20 protein-coding genes are annotated in these 20,970 nt (G+C 62.7%); 5 read left to right on the forward strand and 15 right to left on the reverse strand.

Going from position 1 to position 20,970, the window contains the following annotated elements; translation table 11 throughout:
• Positions 1 to 47: 47 nt before the first annotated feature.
• The 4 genes from HY30_RS05955 to HY30_RS05970 all read right to left on the reverse strand — a co-directional run bounded on the left by HY30_RS05955 (position 48) and on the right by HY30_RS05970 (position 5,853).
• Entirely contained in the window at positions 48 to 599 is a 552-nt protein-coding gene (locus HY30_RS05955; RefSeq protein WP_034738157.1) for a hypothetical protein, read from the reverse strand.
• Complete coding sequence (gene gyrB, locus HY30_RS05960; RefSeq protein ID WP_051614946.1) at positions 592 to 3,018, reverse strand: DNA topoisomerase (ATP-hydrolyzing) subunit B; 2,427 nt, start codon at positions 3,016 to 3,018, stop codon at positions 592 to 594. Before gyrB ends, HY30_RS05955 begins: the two co-directional genes overlap by 8 nt.
• Before the next feature lie 170 nt (positions 3,019 to 3,188).
• Positions 3,189 to 5,198, reverse strand: a complete 2,010-nt coding sequence (locus HY30_RS05965; protein WP_034738158.1) for a DEAD/DEAH box helicase — start codon at positions 5,196 to 5,198, stop codon at positions 3,189 to 3,191.
• A 130-nt stretch (positions 5,199 to 5,328) separates the two neighbouring features.
• Positions 5,329 to 5,853 carry a DsrE family protein gene (locus tag HY30_RS05970; RefSeq protein ID WP_034738160.1) on the reverse strand — a complete coding sequence of 175 codons (525 nt, stop codon included), beginning with the start codon at positions 5,851 to 5,853 and terminating at the stop codon, positions 5,329 to 5,331.
• A gap of 109 nt (positions 5,854 to 5,962) precedes the next feature.
• Between HY30_RS05970 and hemN the strand changes: the two genes are divergently transcribed.
• Positions 5,963 to 7,312 carry an oxygen-independent coproporphyrinogen III oxidase gene (hemN, locus tag HY30_RS05975; protein ID WP_034738161.1) on the forward strand — a complete coding sequence of 450 codons (1,350 nt, stop codon included), beginning with the start codon at positions 5,963 to 5,965 and terminating at the stop codon, positions 7,310 to 7,312.
• On the opposite strand, the gene fghA is transcribed toward hemN, so the two are convergent.
• Positions 7,309 to 8,148, reverse strand: a complete 840-nt coding sequence (fghA, locus tag HY30_RS05980; RefSeq protein ID WP_034738240.1) for an S-formylglutathione hydrolase — start codon at positions 8,146 to 8,148, stop codon at positions 7,309 to 7,311. The two genes, hemN and fghA, sit on opposite strands and share 4 nt — an antisense overlap.
• A 61-nt stretch (positions 8,149 to 8,209) precedes the next feature.
• On the opposite strand from fghA, the gene HY30_RS05985 reads away from it, so the two are divergent.
• Positions 8,210 to 9,301 (forward strand): glutathione S-transferase family protein, encoded by a 1,092-nt coding sequence (locus tag HY30_RS05985; RefSeq protein ID WP_034738242.1) that lies wholly within the window; start codon positions 8,210 to 8,212, stop codon positions 9,299 to 9,301.
• Between the two features lie 50 nt (positions 9,302 to 9,351).
• Here the strand turns inward: HY30_RS05985 and HY30_RS05990 are convergent, their stop codons facing one another.
• From HY30_RS05990 to HY30_RS06010, 5 genes are read right to left on the reverse strand one after another with little or no spacing between them, the layout of a single operon-like run.
• The gene (locus HY30_RS05990) at positions 9,352 to 9,693 is read right to left on the reverse strand and encodes a hypothetical protein (RefSeq protein WP_034738162.1); all 342 of its coding nucleotides are present in this window, start codon (positions 9,691 to 9,693) and stop codon (positions 9,352 to 9,354) included.
• Positions 9,690 to 10,157: a RidA family protein gene (locus HY30_RS05995; RefSeq protein WP_162176901.1), complete on the reverse strand. Its 468-nt coding sequence runs from the start codon at positions 10,155 to 10,157 to the stop codon at positions 9,690 to 9,692. The genes HY30_RS05990 and HY30_RS05995 overlap by 4 nt, the downstream gene beginning before the upstream one ends.
• A gap of 17 nt (positions 10,158 to 10,174) precedes the next feature.
• Complete coding sequence (locus tag HY30_RS06000; RefSeq protein WP_034738163.1) at positions 10,175 to 10,642, reverse strand: GFA family protein; 468 nt, start codon at positions 10,640 to 10,642, stop codon at positions 10,175 to 10,177.
• A gap of 7 nt (positions 10,643 to 10,649) precedes the next feature.
• Positions 10,650 to 11,027, reverse strand: coding sequence for a VOC family protein (locus HY30_RS06005; protein ID WP_034738165.1), 378 nt, complete (start codon positions 11,025 to 11,027; stop codon positions 10,650 to 10,652).
• Between the two features lie 29 nt (positions 11,028 to 11,056).
• Positions 11,057 to 12,163 (reverse strand): S-(hydroxymethyl)glutathione dehydrogenase/class III alcohol dehydrogenase, encoded by a 1,107-nt coding sequence (locus tag HY30_RS06010; protein WP_034738167.1) that lies wholly within the window; start codon positions 12,161 to 12,163, stop codon positions 11,057 to 11,059.
• Positions 12,164 to 12,292: 129 nt separating this feature from the next.
• Between HY30_RS06010 and HY30_RS06015 the strand changes: the two genes are divergently transcribed.
• From HY30_RS06015 to HY30_RS06025, 3 genes are read left to right on the forward strand one after another with little or no spacing between them, the layout of a single operon-like run.
• Positions 12,293 to 13,432 (forward strand): Acg family FMN-binding oxidoreductase, encoded by a 1,140-nt coding sequence (locus tag HY30_RS06015; RefSeq protein ID WP_034738168.1) that lies wholly within the window; start codon positions 12,293 to 12,295, stop codon positions 13,430 to 13,432.
• An 11-nt stretch (positions 13,433 to 13,443) separates the two neighbouring features.
• Positions 13,444 to 13,893: a MarR family winged helix-turn-helix transcriptional regulator gene (locus tag HY30_RS06020; RefSeq protein WP_051614952.1), complete on the forward strand. Its 450-nt coding sequence runs from the start codon at positions 13,444 to 13,446 to the stop codon at positions 13,891 to 13,893.
• A gap of 48 nt (positions 13,894 to 13,941) precedes the next feature.
• Positions 13,942 to 14,892: an alpha/beta fold hydrolase gene (locus tag HY30_RS06025; RefSeq protein ID WP_051614954.1), complete on the forward strand. Its 951-nt coding sequence runs from the start codon at positions 13,942 to 13,944 to the stop codon at positions 14,890 to 14,892.
• Here the strand turns inward: HY30_RS06025 and recF are convergent.
• From recF to HY30_RS06050, 5 genes are all read right to left on the reverse strand, one after another.
• Positions 14,889 to 16,001 (reverse strand): DNA replication/repair protein RecF, encoded by a 1,113-nt coding sequence (gene recF / locus HY30_RS06030; protein ID WP_051614956.1) that lies wholly within the window; start codon positions 15,999 to 16,001, stop codon positions 14,889 to 14,891. The two genes, HY30_RS06025 and recF, sit on opposite strands and share 4 nt — an antisense overlap.
• 87 nt (positions 16,002 to 16,088) lie before the next feature.
• The gene (dnaN, locus tag HY30_RS06035) at positions 16,089 to 17,210 is read right to left on the reverse strand and encodes a DNA polymerase III subunit beta (protein ID WP_034738171.1); all 1,122 of its coding nucleotides are present in this window, start codon (positions 17,208 to 17,210) and stop codon (positions 16,089 to 16,091) included.
• 199 nt (positions 17,211 to 17,409) lie between these two features.
• Positions 17,410 to 18,909 carry a DnaA ATPase domain-containing protein gene (locus tag HY30_RS06040; RefSeq protein ID WP_034738173.1) on the reverse strand — a complete coding sequence of 500 codons (1,500 nt, stop codon included), beginning with the start codon at positions 18,907 to 18,909 and terminating at the stop codon, positions 17,410 to 17,412.
• 559 nt (positions 18,910 to 19,468) lie between these two features.
• Positions 19,469 to 19,732, reverse strand: coding sequence for a 30S ribosomal protein S20 (gene rpsT, locus HY30_RS06045; RefSeq protein ID WP_034738174.1), 264 nt, complete (start codon positions 19,730 to 19,732; stop codon positions 19,469 to 19,471).
• 115 nt (positions 19,733 to 19,847) lie between these two features.
• Positions 19,848 to 20,921, reverse strand: coding sequence for an SPFH domain-containing protein (locus tag HY30_RS06050; protein WP_155839266.1), 1,074 nt, complete (start codon positions 20,919 to 20,921; stop codon positions 19,848 to 19,850).
• Positions 20,922 to 20,970 lie beyond the last annotated feature (49 nt).

Raw genomic sequence — 20,970 nt, forward strand, 5'->3', positions numbered from 1 at the left:
GCCAGGATAACAGTTGCTACGCTTTCTTTCCTCCGATATTCTCAAAATTAACTCGGAAGCTCGCTGGGTTTCCATGCTTGGCCGTGTGCAATGTCTATCTCGTCCAACCATTGCCCAATTTGACGAATGCATTCTGCCATTACCTCGTCTATCGGTTGCCCTTTGAATGGATCAAACAGCCAACCATCATTAAATACGGCTTCATACCAATCGCCCTTATTCTCTTCGATAGCCCGCAGTATCAAGCCCATTGGCTTAAAGGGGTGAATCGCCCACGAGTCATCACCATGAGCGATCAAGTTCCGTTCAGTCTTCACGACCCGGAATACGTCGGAGTTCTTGATATGAGTTTCAAAATACTCGCGATTGATAGGCGTTAGCGAAGGATCGTCTCGTGAGTCACTGGACCGTAATGCTTCTATTGCAGCTCGGGCAAACACAAAAAAAGCTCCGCCATAAAGTGCGAGGCTTTCGAGATCGCGATCTTCCGATGAAACATATCGGTTCAAAGCTACCTGAGCGATGCGGTAATTATTACGTGCTGCGAGAATTCCTCGCCGCAATTCAGGCACTTCGTCGGTTGACGGAAAATCAGACATCCACCTCGGCTTCCAGCGCGAATTCCTCGATGAACTCGCGCCTTGGTTCGACGACGTCGCCCATGAGTTTGGTGAACATTTCGTCGGCTTCGTCGGCGTGGTCGACCTTGACCTGCAGGAGGGTGCGGGCGTTGGCGTCGAGGGTGGTTTCCCAGAGCTGGTCGGCGTTCATTTCGCCGAGGCCCTTGTAGCGCTGGACCTTGAGGCCCTTGCGGCCGGAGCTCAGCACCGCGTCGAGCAGGGAGGCGGGGCCGTAAACGGCGACGTCGCCGCCCTTTTCCTGACGCAGGATGGCAGGCTTCGTGTACAGATCAGCGAGACCGGCCGCGCGCTCGGCGAGGCGGATCGCGTCCTGGCTGGCGAGCAGGGCCGCCGGCAGGACAGCGTCCTCGTCCACGCCGCGAACCGTGCGGTGGAGGATGAGGTTACCGTCTTCGAACTTGCCTTCCCATGTGTCCTCGCCTTCCTCGGCGAGGAGGTTGAGGCGGGCCGCCGTGGCATCGGCCGTTTCGGGCGCGGCATTGGCGCTCATCGCGCCGGCAAGGGCCGCGTGTTCGATGAGGTCGGCCGGGGCGCGCAGGGCGAGGCGGCGCAGGGCAGAGCGGAAATTGGCGGCCTGACGCACGCGGTCGCGCAGGTCTTCGCTGCCGATCTGCGTGCCATCGTCGAGGATCAGCGTTTCGCCGGTCGTGCCTTCGCCGATGAGGTAGGCTTCGAGCTCGGCATCATCCTTGACGTAGCGCTCGGAGCGCCCGCGCGTCACCTTGTAGAGCGGCGGCTGGGCGATGTAGAGATAGCCGCGCTCGATAATCTCCGGCATCTGACGATAGAAGAAGGTGAGCAGCAGTGTGCGGATGTGCGCGCCGTCAACGTCAGCATCGGTCATGATGATGATCTTGTGGTAGCGCAGCTTTTCGATGTTGAACTCGTCGCGGCCGATGCCGGCGCCGAGCGCCATGATCAGCGTGCCGACCTGATCGGAGGAGAGCATCTTGTCGAAGCGGGCGCGTTCGACGTTCAGGATCTTGCCGCGCAGGGGCAGGATGGCCTGATTGTCGCGCGACCGGCCCTGCTTGGCGGAGCCGCCAGCGGAGTCACCCTCGACGATGAAGATTTCGGACTTGGCCGGGTCTTTTTCCTGACAGTCGGCAAGCTTGCCGGGCAGGCTTGTGATGTCGAGCGCGGACTTGCGGCGCGTCAGCTCGCGCGCCTTGCGGGCGGCTTCGCGGGCGGCGGCAGCCTCGACGATCTTCATCATGATCTCGTGAGCTTCCTTCGGATGCTCCTCGAACCATTCCGACAGTTTCTCGCCCATCAGGGATTCGACCACGGGGCGCACTTCGGACGAGACAAGCTTGTCTTTCGTCTGTGAGCTGAATTTCGGATCAGGCACCTTGACGCTGAGGACGCAGGTGAGGCCTTCGCGGGCATCGTCGCCCGAGATCTCGACCTTGGACTTCTTCGCGATGCCGGTCTCGTTGGCATATTTGTTGATGATCCGCGTCAACGCGCCACGGAAGCCGGCCAGGTGGGTGCCGCCGTCGCGCTGGGGGATGTTGTTGGTGAAGCAGAGCACGTTCTCGTGGTAGCTGTCATTCCATTCGAGCGCTGCCTCGACCGTGATGCCGTCCTTCTCGCCGGTGACGAAGATCGGGTCTGGCACGATGGGCGTTTTCTGGCGGTCCATGTGCTGGACGAAGGCTTTCACGCCGCCTTCGTATTCGAGGATGATCTCGAATGGCTCGGCTTCGCGCTCGTCGCGGAAGATGATGCGGACGCCCGAGTTCAGGAAGGCCAGCTCGCGCAGGCGGTGTTCCAGCGTCTTGCGGTCATAGTCGGTCATCGTGAACGTGGAGGCGGAGACCATGAAACGGACGGCCGTGCCGGTATAGGGCTTGCCCTTGTCGGTCATCGGCGAGGGGCCGCGCGTGATCAGCGGGGCTTCGACGCGGCCGCCGTCCACAAAGCGGACCCAGTGTTCATGGCCTTCGCGGTGGATGGTCAGCTCGAGCCAGTCGGACAGGGCATTGACGACCGAGACGCCGACGCCGTGCAGGCCGCCGGAAACCTTGTAGGAGTTCTGGTCGAACTTACCGCCCGCGTGGAGCTGGGTCATGATGACTTCGGCGGCGGAGACGCCTTCGCCCGTGTGCTTGCCGACGGGGATGCCACGGCCATTATCGGTGATCTCGGCGCTGCCGTCGGGCAGGAGCGTGACGGTGACGCGGTCGGCATGGCCGGCCAGGGCCTCGTCGATCGCGTTGTCGACGACTTCGTAGATCATGTGGTGCAGGCCGGAGCCATCGTCGGTGTCGCCAATGTACATGCCCGGGCGTTTGCGGACCGCTTCCAGGCCCTTCAGGACCTTGATGCTGTCTGCGCCATATTCGGGGGTTTCGCCCATGATTTCGTCGGCCATTCCGGCATCCTCGTCGATTCGTCAGATAACCCCATAAATATAGGGGGTTTCGGCCCATAAGGGAAATGAATCGGGCCCTATTTAGCAGTGCAAAAAAGCTCCCATTTTCCGCAATGAAAACAGAGGCTTGTGATGTGTCATTTTGGGTATTTCAGGCGCTTCGCCTACCCTCAGCCCTGAGGGGGCTTTTTCTTGAAGGTTTTTGCCGGTTTGGCGCCTTTTGCGAAGGCCGGTTTGCCCTTGAAAGGGGGCTTGCCGCCGGAGGCTGCGCCGCCGGGTTTTGGCTTGCCCTTGTAGGGTTTCTTGTCCTTCGGGCCGTCGTGCTGGATGTAGTCAGCGAGCGATGGCTCCTTGGGCTCCCTGGCGGGGGCGCCCTCTTCCCATTTCGGCTTTTTCGACTTGTAGGCCGGTTTGGCGTCGGTGTTCCAGTTGCCTTCGCCCTTGGCTGAGGCCTTCTTGAAGGGCGGTTTGACGTGCGGCGGACGGACCGGGCGCGCCGGGCGCTCGTCGTCGAACTCCTTGGCAGGCGGGCCGTCGAGCGGGAAGGCACGGATGCCCTTCTCGAGCGAGGCACCTTCGCCGAGGGACGCGAAGAAGCGGTCAGCGGCTTCGCGGGTCAGCTCGACATGCGTGTTGGCCGGGTTGATGCGGATGGCGCCGATATCCTCGCGGGAGAGGCCGCCTGCCTTGCAGAGCATGGGGAGCAGCCAGCGGGCTTCAGCGTTCTTCTTGCGGCCGATGTTGAGCGAGACCCAGGCGGCGTTGTCGAAGCCCTTTCGCTCGGCGCGCGGGCGTTTCTCGCGGGGCTCACGGTCGGTCCAGTCGGAACGGTCGCCGCGTTCCTTGCGGGCCGGCGGGGCGCGGTCGTCGACATCGCGCAGGTCTTCCGGTGCCGAGCGGCCTTCGCGGCTCTTGCGCAGGAAGGCTGCGACGACCTGTTCGGCGCCGTGCGTTTCGATCAGCTTGGCGATCATCTCGGCTTCGCTCTCGTGGATCGGGCGGCTGAGGGCCGGATCGGCGAGCAGGCGCGCGTCATCAAGGGCGTTGATTACTTCGGCCGTGGGCGGCTTGCCCCAGGTCGCATCGATCTTGGCATCGTTGAGCAGGCGTTCGACGCGGCGGCGGCCTTTTGGCGCCACGAGAAGCGCGCTGACGCCCTTGCGGCCCGCGCGGCCTGTACGGCCAGAACGGTGGAGCAGGGTTTGCGGGTCACGCGGCAGGTCGGCGTGGATGACCAGGCCGAGGTTCTGCAGGTCGAGACCGCGCGCGGCAACGTCGGTTGCGATACAGACGCGGGCGCGGCCGTCACGCAGCGACTGGAGCGCGTTGGAGCGTTCCTTCTGGCTGAGCTCGCCGGAGAGGGCGACGACGGGGAAGCCCCGGTTGCCCATGCGGCTCATCAGCTTGTTGACGGCGGCGCGGGTCGTGCAGAAGACGAGCGCGCTTTCACTGTCGGAATGGCGGACGATATTGACGATGGCATTCTCTTCGTCGCCGGGGGCAACGAGCAGGGCCTTGTATTCGATGTCGACGTGCTGGGATTTCTCAGCTTCGGTCGTGACGCGCACGGCGTTGCGCTGGTAGCGGCCGGCGAGGGCAGCGATGCCTTTTGGCACAGTTGCGGAGAAGAGCAGCGTGCGGCGCTCGGCAGGCGTGTCCTGCAGGATGTGCTCAAGCTCGTCGCGGAAGCCCATGTCGAGCATTTCATCGGCCTCATCAAGGACGACGACGCGCATGTCGGAGGTGACGAGCGAACCGCGCTTGATGTGGTCCGACAGGCGGCCGGGCGTGCCGACGACGATATGGGCGCCGCGGGCGAGGGCTTTCTTCTCGTCGCGCATGTCCATGCCGCCGACGCAGGTGGCCATGCGGGCACCGGTGGAGGCGTACAGCCATTGCAGTTCGCGGGCGACCTGCTGGGCGAGTTCGCGGGTTGGCGCGACGATCAGGGCGAGAGGGGCATCGGCATTTCCGAACTTTTCGGCGCCATCGAGCAGGTCGCCCGCCATGGCAAGGCCGAAGGCGACGGTCTTGCCGGAGCCGGTTTGCGCGGAAACGAGGAGGTCTTGTCCGGCCAGCTCTGTTGCAATCACAGCGGATTGCACTTGGGTGAGGCTCTCATAGCCACGTGCGGCGAGCGCCTCGGCAAGGGCCGGAGGAACGAGGGGGGTATCAGTCATTTAGCATATGTCTTTCAAGGGCGTGCGCGGGGAATCCATGCGCAGCGCACCGTTCTTGCGTGGAACGGAGCGAGGTTTTGCCGCTCATTGCACGTTTCAGGCCGCATTGCTACTGCGGCTGACATTCCCCTCAGAAGGGGTTGAGGGTGTAGCCCTGTTGCTGCAGCAGGGCATGGGACGTCATCGCGGACAGGGAAATCGTGATTCCGGGGAGCAGATCTTCCTGCGCAATGTCGCGCGCGGCCGAGGTGGTTCCGCAGAGGTCGATCGTGGCGCCGGCGGCGAGGAGTTCGGCGATCAGTTCCGCATTCGGGTTCGGGTGGCCGAGTTTTTCAGCGGTCAGGAGGTCAGCCGAGGCGGCGCCATGGACAACAATGGCAGCTGAGAGGTTTTCAGGCGCGACGCCCGAGCCCGCATGCATGTTGAGGAAGCGCGCGACTTTGACCAGATCGCTGTTGATCTCGCCGTCCGGAGCGGCCTTCGACATGTCGAAGGCGACTTTCATGACCGTGCCTTCGGGCAGGCGGGCGCTCTCGCGCGGCGCATATTTTCCATAGTCCGGCACCAGTGTTCCGGCGACGAAATCGTCCTCGCCGGCATGGGCGGCCGTGGCCAGGCAAAGCGTGAGAGCGAGAGTAGCGAGGGATTTGATCATGAAAGGCTCCTTTGCGGGGACGCTAGCACCCGTATCCTGACGGGTCGAGCGCGGGACTAGGGGGTTTTCCGGAGTTCCGCCGTGTGCCTGATTTGCTAGCTCTTCCTACATGAAACAGAGCTGGATGACCTTCGCGCAGCGGCCCGTACCGCGTTACACAAGCTACCCGACGGCTGCAGACTTTGCGCCAGCCGTGGGAGCGGGGGAGGCGCGGGCCTGGGCGGGGAGCGTCAAGCCCGGGTCCGCGATCTCCGTCTATGCGCATATCCCGTTTTGCGACAAGCTTTGCTGGTATTGCGGCTGCGCGACGACGGTGCCGAACGGCTATGACCGGATCGCGGCCTATGTTGAAACGCTGCATGCCGAGATCGACCTCTGGGCCGATGCCATGGGGCCGCATGGCGGACTGGCGCATTTGCACTTCGGTGGCGGGTCTCCCAACTCGCTGCGGCCGGAGGACATGACCTCGCTGATCGGCCATATCGGCCGGCGGTTTGCCATGCGGCCCGATGCCGAGATTGCGATGGAGCTGGACCCGCGTGTGCTTTCCGAAGCGCAGGTCGAGGCCATGGCGGGGGCGGGCGTCAACCGTGTGAGCCTTGGCGTGCAGACGCTGAACCTGGATGTGCAGAAAGCCATCAACCGGGTGCAGCCGCGTGCGCAGGTGGAGCGGGTGATTGCCCGCCTCAATGCCGCTGGCATCACCAAGCACAATATGGACCTGATGTATGGCCTGCCGGGCCAGACGGTGGCCGATGTGGAAGAGGCAGCCGCCTTTGCCGTGCTGCAGGGCACGTCGCGCATCTCGGTGTTCGGCTATGCGCATGTGCCATGGTTTGCCAAGCATCAGGCGGCGATCCGCGAGGACATGCTGCCGGATATCGAGGCCCGGTTCGCGCAGGCCGAGGCGGCAACGGCCATCCTGCTGGACGCTGGCTATGTGCCCGTCGGGCTCGATCATTTCGCGCGGGAGGATGACAGTCTCGCGGTGGCGGCACAGACGGGGCATCTGCGGCGCAATTTCCAGGGCTATACCGACGACCCGTGCGACACGCTTGTCGGGCTCGGCACATCGTCCATCTCGCAGTTCAAAGAGGGCTATGTGCAGAACCTGAAGGATCGCAATGCCTGGCGTGATGCGGTTCAGGCCGGTCAGCTGCCGAGTGAGCGCGGCATTGCGCTGACGGAGGATGACCGTCTTCGCGCCCGTGCCATCGAGCGGTTGATGTGTGACCTGCGGGTCGACGTGGCGGAGGTGTGCGCCGAGATGGGCGCAGCGCCGGACGCGCTGGACGATGCGCTGGAGACGGCGCGTTTCCTTGTGCCGGCGGGCTTGTGCACGGTGAATGACGGCGTCGTGACCGTGCCGCTATCGGCGCGGGTGATGCTGCGCACCGTTGCGCAGAGCTTTGACGGACGGTTCAAGCCAGCGCCGCGCCGCCACGCCAAAGCAGTCTAGGCTTTCAAGGCCTTGGCGTGGTGGGCGATATGATCGCTCATGAAGGTCGCGATGAAATAATAGTCGTGGCCGTAGCCTTCGTGCAGGCGGTAGGTCAGCGCCTGTCCTGACGTCTCGCAGGCCTCGATGAAGATGTCTGGCTTCAGCTGGGTTTCGAGGAACTGGTCGGCCTTGCCTGTGTCGATCAGGATGTGGGCATCCGTCTGGCGGTTCTTGACGAGTTCGGTCGCGTCATACTGTTCCCAGGCAATCGAGGGCGGGCCGATATAGGCGGTGAAGGCTTTCTCGCCCCATGGCACGCGTGACGGGCTTGTGATCGGCGAGAAGGCCGAGCAGGAGCGGTAGGTGTCAGGATATTTGAAGTGGAGCGTGAGCGCGCCGTGGCCGCCCATGGAATGGCCGAAAATGCCCTGGCGTTCCATGTCGGCCGGGAAGTTCGCGGCGATGACGGCGTGCAGCTCGCGAGTGATGTACTGGTCCATGCGATAATGCTTGTCCCATGGCGCCTCGGTGGCGGTGAGATAGAAGCCGGCGCCCTGGCCGAGATCATAGGATTCGTCATCCGGCACGTCCGGGCCACGCGGGCTGGTGTCGGGCGCGATGATCATGATGCCATGCTCGGAGGCGGCGCGCTGGAGGCCGGACTTTTCCATGACATTGGCCCAGGTGCAGGTGAGGCCCGACAGGTACCAGAGGACCGGGACGGGGCCCTTCTTCGCCTGCGGAGGAGTGTAGACGGCAAAGCGCATCGTGGTGCCGGTGACTGTGCTTTCATGGTCATGCACAGAGAGTGTGCCGCCAAAGCTTGCCCATGAGGATACGGGGGTTAGGGTCATGAAAAAGCGCTCCTTCGGGTTGGCGCCAAGCATGGCCCGAACCGGGCAGAAGGATCAAGGCATGAGCGGTTATGTTCTCTATGGCGCGGAGGTCAGTTATTTTTCGGGCAAGGCCCGCGCCTACCTGCGCTGGCGCGGGGCAGATTTCGAGGAGCGCATCGCCACGCGTGAGGTTTACCGCGATGTGATTCTGCCCAAGGTCGGCTGGCCGGTGATTCCCGTAATGGAGATGCCGGACGGCGAGGTGGTGCAGGACACGGCGGACATTATCGCCGCCGTGGAGGCCGCGACACCGGATGGGCCGCGCGCAATGCCGGAGGGGCCGGTGCAGCGCGTCGTGTCGCTTCTTATGGAACTCTATGCCGACGAGTGGCTGGTATTGCCGGCCATGCACTATCGGTGGAACTACAACGAGGACTGGGCCTATGGCGAGTTCGGGCGCATCTCGGCGCCGGACGCCCCGCCACCCGAGCAATATGCGATCGGCCGGAAGAATGGCGAGCGGTTCAAGGGCGCCGTGGCCATGCTGGGCGTGAGCGAGGAGAATATCCCGGGCGTCGAAGCGGCTTATGAGGCTTTCCTGAAGGACATGACGGAACACTTGCGCCACCACGCCTACCTGCTGGGCGATCGGCCCTCGCTGGGTGACTTTGCGTTCAACGGACCACTCTACGCGCACCTGCTGCGCGACCCGGAAAGCGGGCGGATCATGGAGCGGCTGGCGCCCAAGGTGGCGGCCTATGTGCGCCGCGTGCAGGCGGGGGAGCCGGGCAATGGCGACTTGTTGGCTGATAATGGCATTCCAAAGACGCTTGAGCCGATACTCAGTCGTCAGATGAGTGAGCAGATGCCGATGCTGGTGAAGACAGCGGCGCTGTTTGGCGAGTGGGCCAAGACGGTGAAGGCCGGGGCGGACGTACCGCGCGGGTTTGGCATGGTTGAGTTCATGACCGGCGGCTTCGACGGCGACTGCGCGGCGCGGAGCTTCCCGCTCTGGCGGCTGCAGGCTGTGACGGACGAGATTGATGCGATGCCGGCTGAGGCGAAGACGCGGCTGGCGGAGCTACTGGACCGTGTGGGCGGGACACCGCTCATGGAGTTCCGTCTGCCGGCGCGACTGGTACGCAAGGATTATCGGCTGAAGCTGGCCTAGGCGGACGCGCCCCTGCCTTCGCAGGGGACGCGGCGCCTTTCGACCAGCGGCTATTGCGCCGTTGGGCTTGTGCCCTCGTAGGGCGTGAACTTCAGGTCGTAGCCGTAGGGTTTTTCCTTTGGCGGAGCATCAGGCTCGGTGGCATAGATTTCGACCTTGCCGGCCATCTTGAAGCCGAGATGATTGCTGATCGCGATCATCATTTCGGCGGCCTCCTCGGTGTCCTTCGCCCAGGCCTTCATCGAGAGGACGCAGGGGCCGACCTCTGTCTTGAAGTCGGCATTGGCCTCGACCACAGCGCCATCGGCAACCATGGCGAAATGATCGAAATTGGTTTCTGTCTGTCCGTAGCGGAGCTTCAGTTTCCAGTCCTTGTCTGCCCCGTCGCTCATGACTTCACGGCGATGCAGTCGATCTCGAGGCTTGCGCCCATGGCAAGGGCTGTCACGGCCACGGTTGCGCGGGCGGGCTTGGGATCGGGCAGGGCGGCCTTGTAGGCCTCATTCATCTCGCCGAAATTGTCGATATTGTTGAGGTAGACGGTGCATTTCACGATGTTTGAAAGATCAGCGCCCTGGCTTGCGAGCGTGCGCTCCATGTTGAGGAAGATCTGCGTCGTTTCCGGGCCGGTGCCGCCGGTGACGAGCTTGCCAGTGGCAGGGTCCGTGCCGAGTTCGCCGGAAATGTAGATCGTGTCGCCTGCGGTGACTGACTTGGAGAAAGGCAGCTGCGTGCCACCCATCGCCTGGCTGCCGAAATGGCTGACAGTGGGTTTCGCCCCAAATTCATTTGCTTCGACTGCAACGCAGCCCGTGAGGGCAGCAAGCGCCGCGCCCATCAATGCCCATTTCATCATGTTCGTCTCTCTTTCCATCAGCTGTTGTCCGGTCTGGCGCCGTGATCTGCAAAGGCCTGCATGATCATCGGGAAGTCAGACATTTCGGGGAACCCCTCGTATGAGAACTCTGCCCCGGTTTGCGCGAAAGGCAAACGGGTGGCCGTGCCCGTTTCCATGATCGGCGCCGCCCAGGCGGCATTATCGAGCATGGTCGACCTCAGATTGACCATGTCCATGCCGGCGGGGCGCGTGAACAGCCAGGACAGGCAGTCCGGGCAGTAGAAGTGCTTGTGCTCGCCCTTCAGCGCGCCGATCACGGGCTCGCCGCTGGTCACTTCGAACCCTGCGTCCGGCAGGAACATGGAGAGGGAGTAGGGCCCGCTCGTCAGTTTCTGGCAGCCGCGGCAATGGCAGACCATGGTGACCATGGGCGGCGCAGAGATTTTCATCTGCACGCCGCCGCACAGGCAGCTGGCCTTCCAGGGAAGTTTCCAGTCCGTCATGCTTGGCCTAGCCCCGATGCAGCGCGCAGAGCTTGTTGCCGTCAGGGTCGCGCAGGTAGGCGAGGTAGAGGCGGCCTGCACCTTCACCGCGCCAGCCGGGCGCATCCTCGATGGGCGTGCCGCCAGCAGCGGCGCCGGCCTTGTGCCATGTGTCCGCTTCTTCAGGAGAAGACATCGCGAAGCCGATCGTGCCGCCATTGGCGTGCGTGGCGGGCTTGCCGTCGATGGGCGGTGTCACGAGGAAGACGCTGCCATTGTGCAGGTAGACAAGGCGGCCCTTCGGGTCGGTGATCGCGGGCTTGCCGCCAACCGATGTGAACAGGGCGTCGTAGAAGGTCTTGGATTTTTCGATGTCGTTGGTGCCGACCATCATATGGCTGTACATGTTCGTTCTTTCTCTTGCTGGAGCTGAATTTAGTAGACGACAACACTCCGGATGCTCTCGCCGGAATGCATAAGGTCAAACGCGTCGTTGATCTTGTCGAGTTTCATGACGTGGGTGATCATTGGGTCGATCTGGATTTTGCCGTTCATGTACCAGTCGACGATTTTCGGCACGTCGGTGCGGCCCTTGGCGCCGCCGAAGGCCGTGCCGCGCCAGTTGCGTCCGGTGACGAGCTGGAACGGGCGGGTCGAGATTTCCTTGCCGGCCTCTGCCACGCCGATGATGATCGAGGTGCCCCAGCCGCGATGGCAGCATTCGAGGGCCTGACGCATCACATCCGTGTTGCCGGTACAGTCAAAGGAATAGTCGGCGCCGCCATCGGTCAGCTCGACGATATGGGCGACCACGTCCTTGGTGTTCTTCGGATTGACGAAATGCGTCATGCCGAATTTCTCGCCCCACTCCTTCTTGGAGTCGTTGATATCGACCCCGATGATCTTGTCGGCGCCGGCCATGCGGGCGCCCTGCAGGACGTTGAGGCCGATGCCGCCGAGGCCGAAGACGACGACATTGTCGCCGACCTGAACCTTTGCCGTATTGGTCACCGCGCCAACGCCGGTGGTGACGCCGCAGCCGACATAGCAGGCCTTGTCGAATGGCGCGTCGGTGCGGATTTTCGCGACGGCGATTTCCGGCAGGACGGTGAAGTTCGAGAAGGTGGAGCAGCCCATGTAATGGTAGATGGTCTGGCCCTTGTAGGAGAAGCGGCTGGTGCCGTCCGGCATCAGGCCCTTGCCCTGCGTGGCGCGGATGGCGGTGCAGAGGTTTGTCTTGCCGGAGAGGCAGCTTTTGCACTGGCGGCATTCGGGCGTGTAGAGCGGGATAACGTGGTCGCCCGGCTTCACGCTGGTGACGCCTGCGCCAACCTCGCGGACGATGCCGGCGCCTTCATGGCCGAGCACGCTGGGGAAGAGGCCTTCGCTGTCGAGGCCGTCGAGCGTGTAGGCGTCCGTGTGGCAGATGCCGGTCGCCATGATTTCGACGAGGACTTCGCCAGCCTTCGGGCCTTCCAGGTCCAGTTCGACGATTTCGAGGGGCTTCTTGGCTTCAAAGGCAACGGCGGCGCGGGTCTTCATGGGGCAGTCTCCGGATATTGTGTTGCCCTTACGTAGACCGGCTCGGCCCGATGATCCACTCCCCAACCTGATTGACTTTGGTTTGGCGTCCAACTATATAGTTCGGTATCAAACCAAAGGAGCAGGACGATGGCGACACGGCGAGGGGTATTGAAGCTGGTAGGCGGCGGGTGCGTCCTTGCGGCTGGGGGAGCTGGCGGATTCGTGGCGGCGAATGGGCCGTCACGCTCAGCGCGTGCTCCGTGGCGAGAGGCGGGGAAGGAGACAGAGTTTCGCAGGCGTGCGCTTTCCTATGCGATTCTCGCGCCCAATCCGCATAATCGCCAGCCTTGGCTCGTGCGTCTTGATGGGGATGACGCGCTGACGCTCTATTGCGACCTTGATCGCCGCCTGCCGGCGACAGACCCCTATGACCGGCAGATTGTTATTGGCCACGGGACGTTCCTGGAGCTGCTGGCGCTGGCGGCGGCCGAGGATGGCTACGGCACCGAGATCACACCCTTTCCGGACGGCGAGGACATGACGACACTGGATAAACGGCCCGTGGCGCGGGTGAAATTCATTGCCGGGGCGGGCGAGCCGAACCCGCTGTTCGCCCACACGCTGGCGCGTCACACCAATCGGCAAGCTTTCGAGGCACGCGATGTCGAGGCCGATGCGCTGGCTGCTGTGCTGTCGAGTAGCAGCGTGCAGGGCGTAACGGCGGGTGGCTGTGGCAATGATGCGCTGGCGGCACATTTGCGGAACCTGACATGGCGGGCGCACAGCGTGGAGATGACCACCGATTACACCAATCAGGAAAGCGTCGACCTGATGCGGATCGGCGCGAAGGAAGTGGCGGCCAATCCTGATGGCCTGTTCCTGGAGGGGCCTGTCTTCGCACTGGGCAAGCTGGCAGGCGTCATCAGCCGTGAGCAGATGGCCGACCCGAATTCCAGCATGTCACAACAGGGCATGACGATGTTTCACGACGCGGCCATGTCGGCGCGGGCATTTGCGTGGCTCGGCAATTCCGGCACAACGCGGGCGTCGCAGATTGCAGCGGGCCGCGCCTATATGCGGCTGGTGCTGGCGGCCGAACGTGAAGGGCTGAAAGTGCATCCGTGGAGCCAGTCGTTGCAGGAATATCCGGAGATGGCTGGTCTCTACAGGGAGGTGCATGACCTGATCGGAAACGGCCAGAGGCTTCAGATGTTGGTGCGGTTAGGCTATGCGAAACCAGTCATCGCTGCACCGCGCTGGCCGATGGAAACACACTTGATCGCCTGAGGGAGCCTTGCATGAAGACACTGACGCCCAAGCAACAGGCGCTGTTCACCCTGCTCAACGAGATTGGCATTATCAGCCAGCTATCCAGTGCCAGGTTCGAGCGCATGTTGCCGCACGGGTTGACGGTTGCGCAGTTCAGCGTGCTCAATCATCTCGTACGCCTTGAGGGCGACTGGTCGCCGGCGCGGTTGGCGGCAGCCTTCCAGGTGACCAAGGGCACGATGACCAGCACACTGCAGCGGTTGGTGGCGAAGGGATTGATCTCGCTTGAGCCCGATCCTTCAGATGGGCGTGCGAAGCACGTGAAACTGACCGAAGCGGGCGGCGTCGCGCGCGAAGCTGCACTGGCAGCTGCGGGGCCATCACTTGGCGAACTGAACGCTGCATTATCGCCTGCCGAGATTGATGCGCTCATTCCATCCTTGCAAAAATTACGAATTTGGCTCGATAAACATCGCTGATGGTATAATGCCGGTGGGTGCCGGTTCAGGCTGAAGCGGGATGAGCGCATGATCAAGGTAATGCTTTGGACGGTGGGCCTTGTCGGCGCGTTCATGGCCGGCACGTACTGGTGGGCTGGCAAGGACCTGAAAGTCATGGATGCGGCTGCGCGCGCCGAGGCGCCCGGCGAATTTTTGCAGGTAACAGACGGACAGCTGCATTATCAGACGCGCGGGCCCGAAGAGGGCAACGTGATCGTCATGGTGCATGGCTTTTCGACGCCGGGTTTCATCTTCGAGCAGAATGCCGAGGCGCTGGTCGGGGCGGGGTTCCGCGTCGTCCAGTTTGATCATTTCGGACGCGGCTGGTCTGACCGGCCGGACGGGCCTTATGACGAAGACTTCTACGACCGGGAGCTGATGGACGTGCTCGATGGCCTTGGGCTGGTCGAGCCGGTTGGCCTGGTCGGCCTGTCGATGGGCGGGCCGATCGTGATGGCCTTTGCGGGACGTCACCCGGAGCGCGTGTCGCGCGTCTTCCTGTTCGTGCCGGCGGGACTGGATGTGGAAGGCGATAGCGGCGTGGCGGCGGCGCTGGTCAAGCTGCCGGTCGTCGGCGACTGGATCTGGCACGTGTTCGGGCGCGGCATCCTGCTGGGCGATCCGCAATATGACGAGAGCGCGCTGGAACCGGACAACCGCCTGCAGGGCGATGTCACGCAGCAGATGGATTATCGCGGCTATGGCAAGGCGCTGCTGTCGACGCTGCGCAACTTTCCGATGTCGAAAAGGGAAATCCTGTTCAGTGCGGTTGCGCAGAAAACCGAAACGCCGGTGACGGCCGTGTTCGGGGATGAGGACCAAACCGTCGCCATAGCGAGCGCGGCGGAACTGGTTGCGCTGATCCCGCGCGCAGAGGTGCGGATCATTGAAGGCGGCACGCACGGTCTGAACTACCAGCGGCACGAGGAGGTCAATCCGATGCTTGTGGAATGGTTCTCGCAGGCCGTGGCTGACTAGTCTTCCACGCGTGCGGCGCCGTCGTCCACACGGACACGCTGGGCCCTGTCGCCGAAAGCCTCGAAGAGGAAACGTTCCGTGCCGGTGAGCCAGGCCTGGCCGCCAAGGGCACCGAGTTCTTCGTAGAGTGCGGCGCGCCGGTCGGGATCGAGATGCGCGGCGGCTTCATCAAGCAGGAGAAGCGGCGCGGGGCCATCGCCATCCGCACGCAGGGCGCCTGCAGAGGCGAGGATGAGACCGATAAGGAGCGCTTTCTGCTGGCCGGTTGAGGCATCCCGGGCCGGCGCGCCCGTGGGGCGGTGAATGACGACGAGGTCGGAGCGGTGGGGACCATCAATCGTGCGGCCGGCGGCAATGTCGCGGCGGCGGGTCGTGCGGAAGGTTTCGGCGAGCGTTTCGAAGATGGATTTGAAATCATCGCCTTGGAGGGCCGCCTGTTCGGCCTCGCCTTCGAGGGCGAGGTCGGCCTTGGGAAAGTGGCCGTCCGGGCGCAGTTCGATGGCGACCTGGAGCGCCTCAAGCACATGCGCCCGGTTGATGGCCATCTCTGCGCCGGCTTCGGCCATGCGGGCTTCGATGGCATCGGCCCAGGCCGGATCGACATGACCGCGTTCGAGCAGCGCGTTACGCTCGCGCATGGCCTGTTCATAGCGACTGGCGGCGCGGCCATGCGAGGGCACATGCGCCATGACCTGACGGTCGAGGAAGCGGCGCCGGTCGGATGCGCCACCGCGGAAGACACCGTCCATGGAGGGTGTGAGCCAGACGATGCGGATAAGGTCAGCGAGGTCTGAGGCGGTCGCGGAGGCGCCATCGATGCGCACGTTCCGCTTGGCGCCCGAACCTGTCTCGAGGGCGACACCGATCTTCTGGTCATTGTCGAGTGTGGCGGCGACGGTCCAGCCGCCGGGGGCATCCTTGCGCATCATTTCCGGCAGGGTGGCGGAGCGCAGCCCGCGCCCCGGGCCGAGCTGGCTGACGGCTTCGAGCAGGTTGGTCTTGCCCGCACCATTGGCGCCGAACAGGCAGACATGACGTCCGTCAAGCGGCAAGGCGAGAGACGCGTAATTGCGGAAGTCCGTTAGCGAAAGACGTGTGAGAGCTGTCATGCCTGCATGCAAGATAGTTGGCGGCTACACGTCAAAAGCCGGAACCCGATCTTCTCCAATGGCGCCGCGTGACCAAACGTGACGCAGTTACACTCTCAACGGCATCAGCACATAGCGCGCGGAATCGTCTGACGGATCGAGCACGAGCGCAGGCGATGCCGGGTCGTTGAACATGAACTCGGCCGTGTCGGCCTCGATCTGGCCAGCGATGTCGAGCAGGTATTTCGCGTTGAAGCCGATCTCCATGGCGTCGGAGCTGTACTCGGCTTCGATTTCCTCGGTACCGGCACCGGTTTCAGCATGGTTGACCGCGAGGGTCAGCTTGCCTTCCGACAGCGACAGTTTCACCGAGCGCGAGCGCTCTGCCGAGACGGTCGAGACGCGATCAACGGCAGCTTCGAAGGCCTTGTTGTCGACGATCAGCTTCTTGTCATTGCCCTTCGGAATGACGCGGGCATAGTCCGGGAAGGAGCCGTCGATGAGTTTCGAGGTGAGCACGGCGCGGCCGGCGCGCACGACGATCTTGGTGTCGGACACTTCAATGTCGATATCGCCATCGGTGGCATCGATCAGGCGGCGGGCTTCGGCTACGGCCTTGCGGGGCACGATGACGCCTTCGAGCGTTTCTGCGCCTTTAGGCGCGGGGATCTCGGCGAGGGCCAGGCGGTGCCCGTCGGTGGCGACGGTGCGCAGGACGGCGTCGCCATCGTCATTCTTGGCGCCGTGGAGGTAGACACCGTTCAGGTAATAGCGGGTCTCTTCCGTCGAGATGGCAAAACGGGTCTTGTCGATCAAGCGGGCGAAATCCTTGGCGTCGACGGAAAAGGCCGTCGCGCCGTCATCGCCGCTCATGGTCTGGAAGTCGGAGGCGGGCAGGGTCGGCAGCTCGAAGTGCGAGCGGCCTGCACGGATCGTGAGACGCTGGTTATCGGCTTGCGTTTCAAGCTCGACCTCGGCGCCAGCAGGCAGCTTGCGGATCACGTCAAACAATGTGCCGGCGGGCGCAGTGACAGCGCCTTCGTGGGAGACCTTGGCATCGGCGCTGTCGACGGCTTCGATGTCGAGATCGGTCGCGGTGAGCTTCAGCTCGCCCTTGGCGGCCTGAAGCAGCACGTTGGAAAGGATCGGAATGGTGTTGCGGCGTTCGACAACGTTCTGCACATGCGAAAGGGCATTGAGGAGATCGCTGCGTTCAATCGTTAGCTTCATCTGTTGGTCCGTCCATCACGGGCGCCGGATCGCGCCTGTCTGCCTTGTTGTTTCTATTGGGCTGGTTCGTTCCGACCGGGCAGGGAGCCCGCGGTAGAATCAGCCCGCCCTCTGGTGGAGAGCGGGCTAAGAACCCTTAAACAATCGGGCGGAAAAGCCAAGCGCCGATCCGGAATTGCCCAAGGGCAACCTGGCGGTTCTAGTTGATGCCTGCCGCCTGGAGTTCGAAGATCGTCTCCGTCACACGGGCAATATCACCGGCGAGCTCCGGGTCCGACGCGATGTTCTTGGTCACCTTGCGGTGGGCGTAAAGGATCGTCGTGTGATCCCGCTTGCCGAAGCTGTGACCGATCTGGGGCAGGGACTTGCCGGTTTTCTCGCGGCAGAGATACATCGCCACCTGACGCGGATAGACAACTGCGCGGGCCTTGCAGGGGCTTTCGAGGTCGCTCTTGGAGATCCCGAAGACTTTCATCGTGGCACGTTTCACCAATTCGATTGTCGGCACTTTCACTTCTCCCTGATGGCGGCGGATGACGCGGTCGAGCATGTCCATGGTTGGTGCACGCTCGCCGAACCCGGCTTCGGTGTAGAGGCTCCAGATGGCGCCGGTCAGTTCACGGCCCGGACCACGGATGCCTGCATTGATGCGGGCGATCATTTCGTCCGACAGGACAAAGCTCGGGTGACCGGCTTCGATATGGGCGGCCAGTCTCACCAGGATCTCGCGGCGCATGCCGGCATCGGGCAGGCCGACCTCGACAGCAATCGAGCCCTTGAGTTCAGCCCGCATGCGGGGGCCGAAGCCGGTGACATCACCGGGCGCTTCATCGCCAGCCAGAACCACGAGGCCGCCATTGCCGGTGACTTCACGGATGTTCTGGTAGAGCTCGGTTTCCGTGCCGGGCTTGCCGGCAATCCGGTGGAGGTCGTCGATGAGGAGGAGGGTCGCAGACCGCAGGCGCTTCTTCAGTGCGCTCGTGTCCTTCACCTTCACGCCGTCATGATAGGCCGACATGAATTCCTCGGCCGTCAGGTAGACGACGACGCGCTCGGGATCATGCGCTTCGACTTCATGCTTGAGGGCATAGAGGAGGTGTGTCTTGCCGGTTCCCTGACGCCCATAAATGAGGGCTGTGGATGTGCCGACGGTCTGGCCAAGGGCGATGCGCTGCGCGAGCTGTACGGCGATCTCGTTGGACTCGCCGGTGACGAGCGTGCTGAAGGTCATGTCAGGCGCGCCAGTGGCCGTTGGCGCAACCGTCGTCTTGCCGCCGTCGCTGCCATTGCCGCCGGATGCGGCAGCCGGTGCAGGCTGTGGCGCGGGTTCTGGCACGACATCGGCCCAAGGGTCCGATACCAGTTCGCGCACTTCTGCGCGGGCATTGCGCCAGCATTCCAGACGGATGCCACGGCGTGCCGGGTCAAAGTCGCGCCAGGTGCGCTGGATCAGCCGCTTGTGCTCAGCCAGAACACGATCATAGGCAAGCGGGTCGCGTGCCGCGATCACGATCTCGCCGTCAACTTCCGCGATAAGGCGCAGGTCTTCGATCCAACGATCATAGTCGGTTGCATTCAAGACGGTCGCGAGCTTCGCCCGGACCTGCTTCCAGATCGACTGGCCGGGGATATTGCTGCCTTTTTCCGCGCCCGAAAACTCTACGCTTTGCTCAGAATCAAAAAGTGTATTTCGGTCCATCGCCGAGCCCCATTTTCTTGTTATGTTTCGTCCTGACCAGCAGGCACGCAACTCTCCCTCCAGATTAGATCTGGGCCCCGTAAGTACTCCGTGCAGGGAGAGTTTTCAGCTGGTATCCACAAGGTAACTTCCAGCGGTTTTACTGACAAGTGTTACTTTTCTGCGATCACGGGAAATGGCCAGTTGACTCTTTCGGCATGTAATCAAAAGGCCATCAAAATCAGCCGTTTATCCTGTGCATTTTTTTTGTGAGTGAGTCGTTCGGTGCAATTGTTCGCGAATGTTCTGTCAACACCACCTACACGATATTGGCTGTGAAATTCGGGCATTTTCTGAAGTAAATTTTTGCACATTTTGCAAAGGCATCAAACACGCAGAGCTTATGCCTCCGGCTGCCTGAAAATGCAGGAATGGCTCCCGGAAAAGCATGCGCCAAGCAGACCATATCAGGCCCCTCATGGCGAGGCGATTTTCCTGAATTCGAGGCAATAAAAAACCCGCCAAGCGCGAACCGGGCGGGTTTGGAATTCTGGTCCTGGACTTTCGTCCGGGAAGGGCCTCAGCCCATTGCGCCGACGCGAGCCGAGAGGCGCGAGACTTTGCGGGAAGATGTATTCTTGTGCATCACGCCCTTGGTGACGGCGCGCATCAGCTCGGGTTGTGCAACGCGCAGGGCTTCCTGTGCAGCTGTCTTGTCGCCTGCAGCGATGGCTTCCTCGACCTTGCGAACATAGGTGCGCACACGCGAGCGGCGCGCCTTGTTGACTTCGGTACGAGCCGCAATCTTGCGGACCATCTTCTTGGCGGAACGGGTATTTGCCATATCTAACTCCTGAAGCCGGGGGGAAACCTCCCTCAAGCTGAAGGCGGGGGCATACATAAACGGTGCGAAGGCGTCAACTGGGATGCTGACAGAAAACTGAGCCAGAGGGCCAGCCCTATTCAGTTTCCGGCTGTTCATCCGCCGCGTTGCTGGCTGCGCTTAGCCGTTCCTGTAGCACAGGGTTGCCTTTCAGGCCCAGTTCCCGGGCTGAAAACACCACAAGTCCTCCGGATTTACTGAGCATCGAGACAATGTTTTGCCGCGTCTGCATTTCCATGAGGCTGAGCAGCGTGGCGATCTGCTCGGGACTGCGGTCGCGAAACTGGTCGAGCAATTTATCGAGGTCAGTGCCAAGGAATTGCATGGCGCCCGGTGTTTCACTGGTGTGGGCGGGGCTTTCGCCCCGAGAGGCGGCGGGGGCGAGGGCGACGCGCTGGGGAGAGTCGGGGGCGGTGTCAGCACCGTCTGCGGACGTGACGGGCATGGCGGCGGTCGCCCCCGTATCAGGCGCGATGACGACTTCGCTGGGCAACGCCGCGCCATCGCGATAGCTGAAGCGCGCTTCAAACACCGTGATGCCTAGCGGAACGCCCAAAGCGTCCGTGCCTGTTTCGACGCCTGCCAGTTCTTCCGTCACCTCGCTTTCAATCTGATGATGGCTTTCGCGCAGCTGCTCATCCTTGCGCCGCCCGATGGCGCCGGAAAAGGCAGACCGGATGCGCCGCTCGAACTGGTCGCCGAAATCGCCGAGCCGGGCGAGATCGGTCACACGGGCGGGATCGACGGCGAAGCTGACGGAGGGAGTGACTGTCACCGTGTGGCCGTCATTGGTGACGGCCGTGAAGGGGAAGGGCGTGGTTGTGTGGATGCGCAGGGAAATGGCGCCGCTGTCAGTGACCAGCCTGTCGTGTGAGAGCGCATTGAACCGTGGGTCATAGACGGGGAAGCGCAGCTGCTTGCGGTTCTGGAACTGCACAATGCGGGGATCTTCGGGCTGGACCTTCATGTCGGCTGTCAGGGCCTGGATGCGCCCTTCAGGGCTTCTGATCAGATAGGTCTCGTCATCGCCCGGCACCAGGCTGGGCACACGCGTCCTGTACAGGAAGGCGGCAACGGCCAGAGCGACGACCAGCAAGGCCACCAGTACACTGATGATCAATCCTGTTGATACTGCATCTACCTCAGCCATAGGCTTGTCCCCTGCTGCAGAGCCGCCCCGTCCCCTGGGCACCTGCACG

This window comes from Hyphomonas chukchiensis (assembly GCF_000682695.1).
Lineage (GTDB): Bacteria > Pseudomonadota > Alphaproteobacteria > Caulobacterales > Hyphomonadaceae > Hyphomonas > Hyphomonas chukchiensis.

Bases quoted from the DNA above. Each gene is read 5' to 3' on its own strand.
- HY30_RS05955 (WP_034738157.1), bottom strand. From the start codon at position 599: ATGTCTGATTTTCCGTCAACCGACGAAGTGCCTGAATTGCGGCGAGGA.
- gyrB (WP_051614946.1), bottom strand. From the start codon at position 3,018: ATGGCCGACGAAATCATGGGCGAAACCCCCGAATATGGCGCAGACAGC.
- HY30_RS05965 (WP_034738158.1), bottom strand. From the start codon at position 5,198: ATGACTGATACCCCCCTCGTTCCTCCGGCCCTTGCCGAGGCGCTCGCC.
- HY30_RS05970 (WP_034738160.1), bottom strand. From the start codon at position 5,853: ATGATCAAATCCCTCGCTACTCTCGCTCTCACGCTTTGCCTGGCCACG.
- hemN (WP_034738161.1), top strand. From the start codon at position 5,963: ATGAAACAGAGCTGGATGACCTTCGCGCAGCGGCCCGTACCGCGTTAC.
- fghA (WP_034738240.1), bottom strand. From the start codon at position 8,148: ATGACCCTAACCCCCGTATCCTCATGGGCAAGCTTTGGCGGCACACTC.
- HY30_RS05985 (WP_034738242.1), top strand. From the start codon at position 8,210: ATGAGCGGTTATGTTCTCTATGGCGCGGAGGTCAGTTATTTTTCGGGC.
- HY30_RS05990 (WP_034738162.1), bottom strand. From the start codon at position 9,693: ATGAGCGACGGGGCAGACAAGGACTGGAAACTGAAGCTCCGCTACGGA.
- HY30_RS05995 (WP_162176901.1), bottom strand. From the start codon at position 10,157: ATGATGAAATGGGCATTGATGGGCGCGGCGCTTGCTGCCCTCACGGGC.
- HY30_RS06000 (WP_034738163.1), bottom strand. From the start codon at position 10,642: ATGACGGACTGGAAACTTCCCTGGAAGGCCAGCTGCCTGTGCGGCGGC.
- HY30_RS06005 (WP_034738165.1), bottom strand. From the start codon at position 11,027: ATGTACAGCCATATGATGGTCGGCACCAACGACATCGAAAAATCCAAG.
- HY30_RS06010 (WP_034738167.1), bottom strand. From the start codon at position 12,163: ATGAAGACCCGCGCCGCCGTTGCCTTTGAAGCCAAGAAGCCCCTCGAA.
- HY30_RS06015 (WP_034738168.1), top strand. From the start codon at position 12,293: ATGGCGACACGGCGAGGGGTATTGAAGCTGGTAGGCGGCGGGTGCGTC.
- HY30_RS06020 (WP_051614952.1), top strand. From the start codon at position 13,444: ATGAAGACACTGACGCCCAAGCAACAGGCGCTGTTCACCCTGCTCAAC.
- HY30_RS06025 (WP_051614954.1), top strand. From the start codon at position 13,942: ATGATCAAGGTAATGCTTTGGACGGTGGGCCTTGTCGGCGCGTTCATG.
- recF (WP_051614956.1), bottom strand. From the start codon at position 16,001: ATGACAGCTCTCACACGTCTTTCGCTAACGGACTTCCGCAATTACGCG.
- dnaN (WP_034738171.1), bottom strand. From the start codon at position 17,210: ATGAAGCTAACGATTGAACGCAGCGATCTCCTCAATGCCCTTTCGCAT.
- HY30_RS06040 (WP_034738173.1), bottom strand. From the start codon at position 18,909: ATGGACCGAAATACACTTTTTGATTCTGAGCAAAGCGTAGAGTTTTCG.
- rpsT (WP_034738174.1), bottom strand. From the start codon at position 19,732: ATGGCAAATACCCGTTCCGCCAAGAAGATGGTCCGCAAGATTGCGGCT.
- HY30_RS06050 (WP_155839266.1), bottom strand. From the start codon at position 20,921: ATGGCTGAGGTAGATGCAGTATCAACAGGATTGATCATCAGTGTACTG.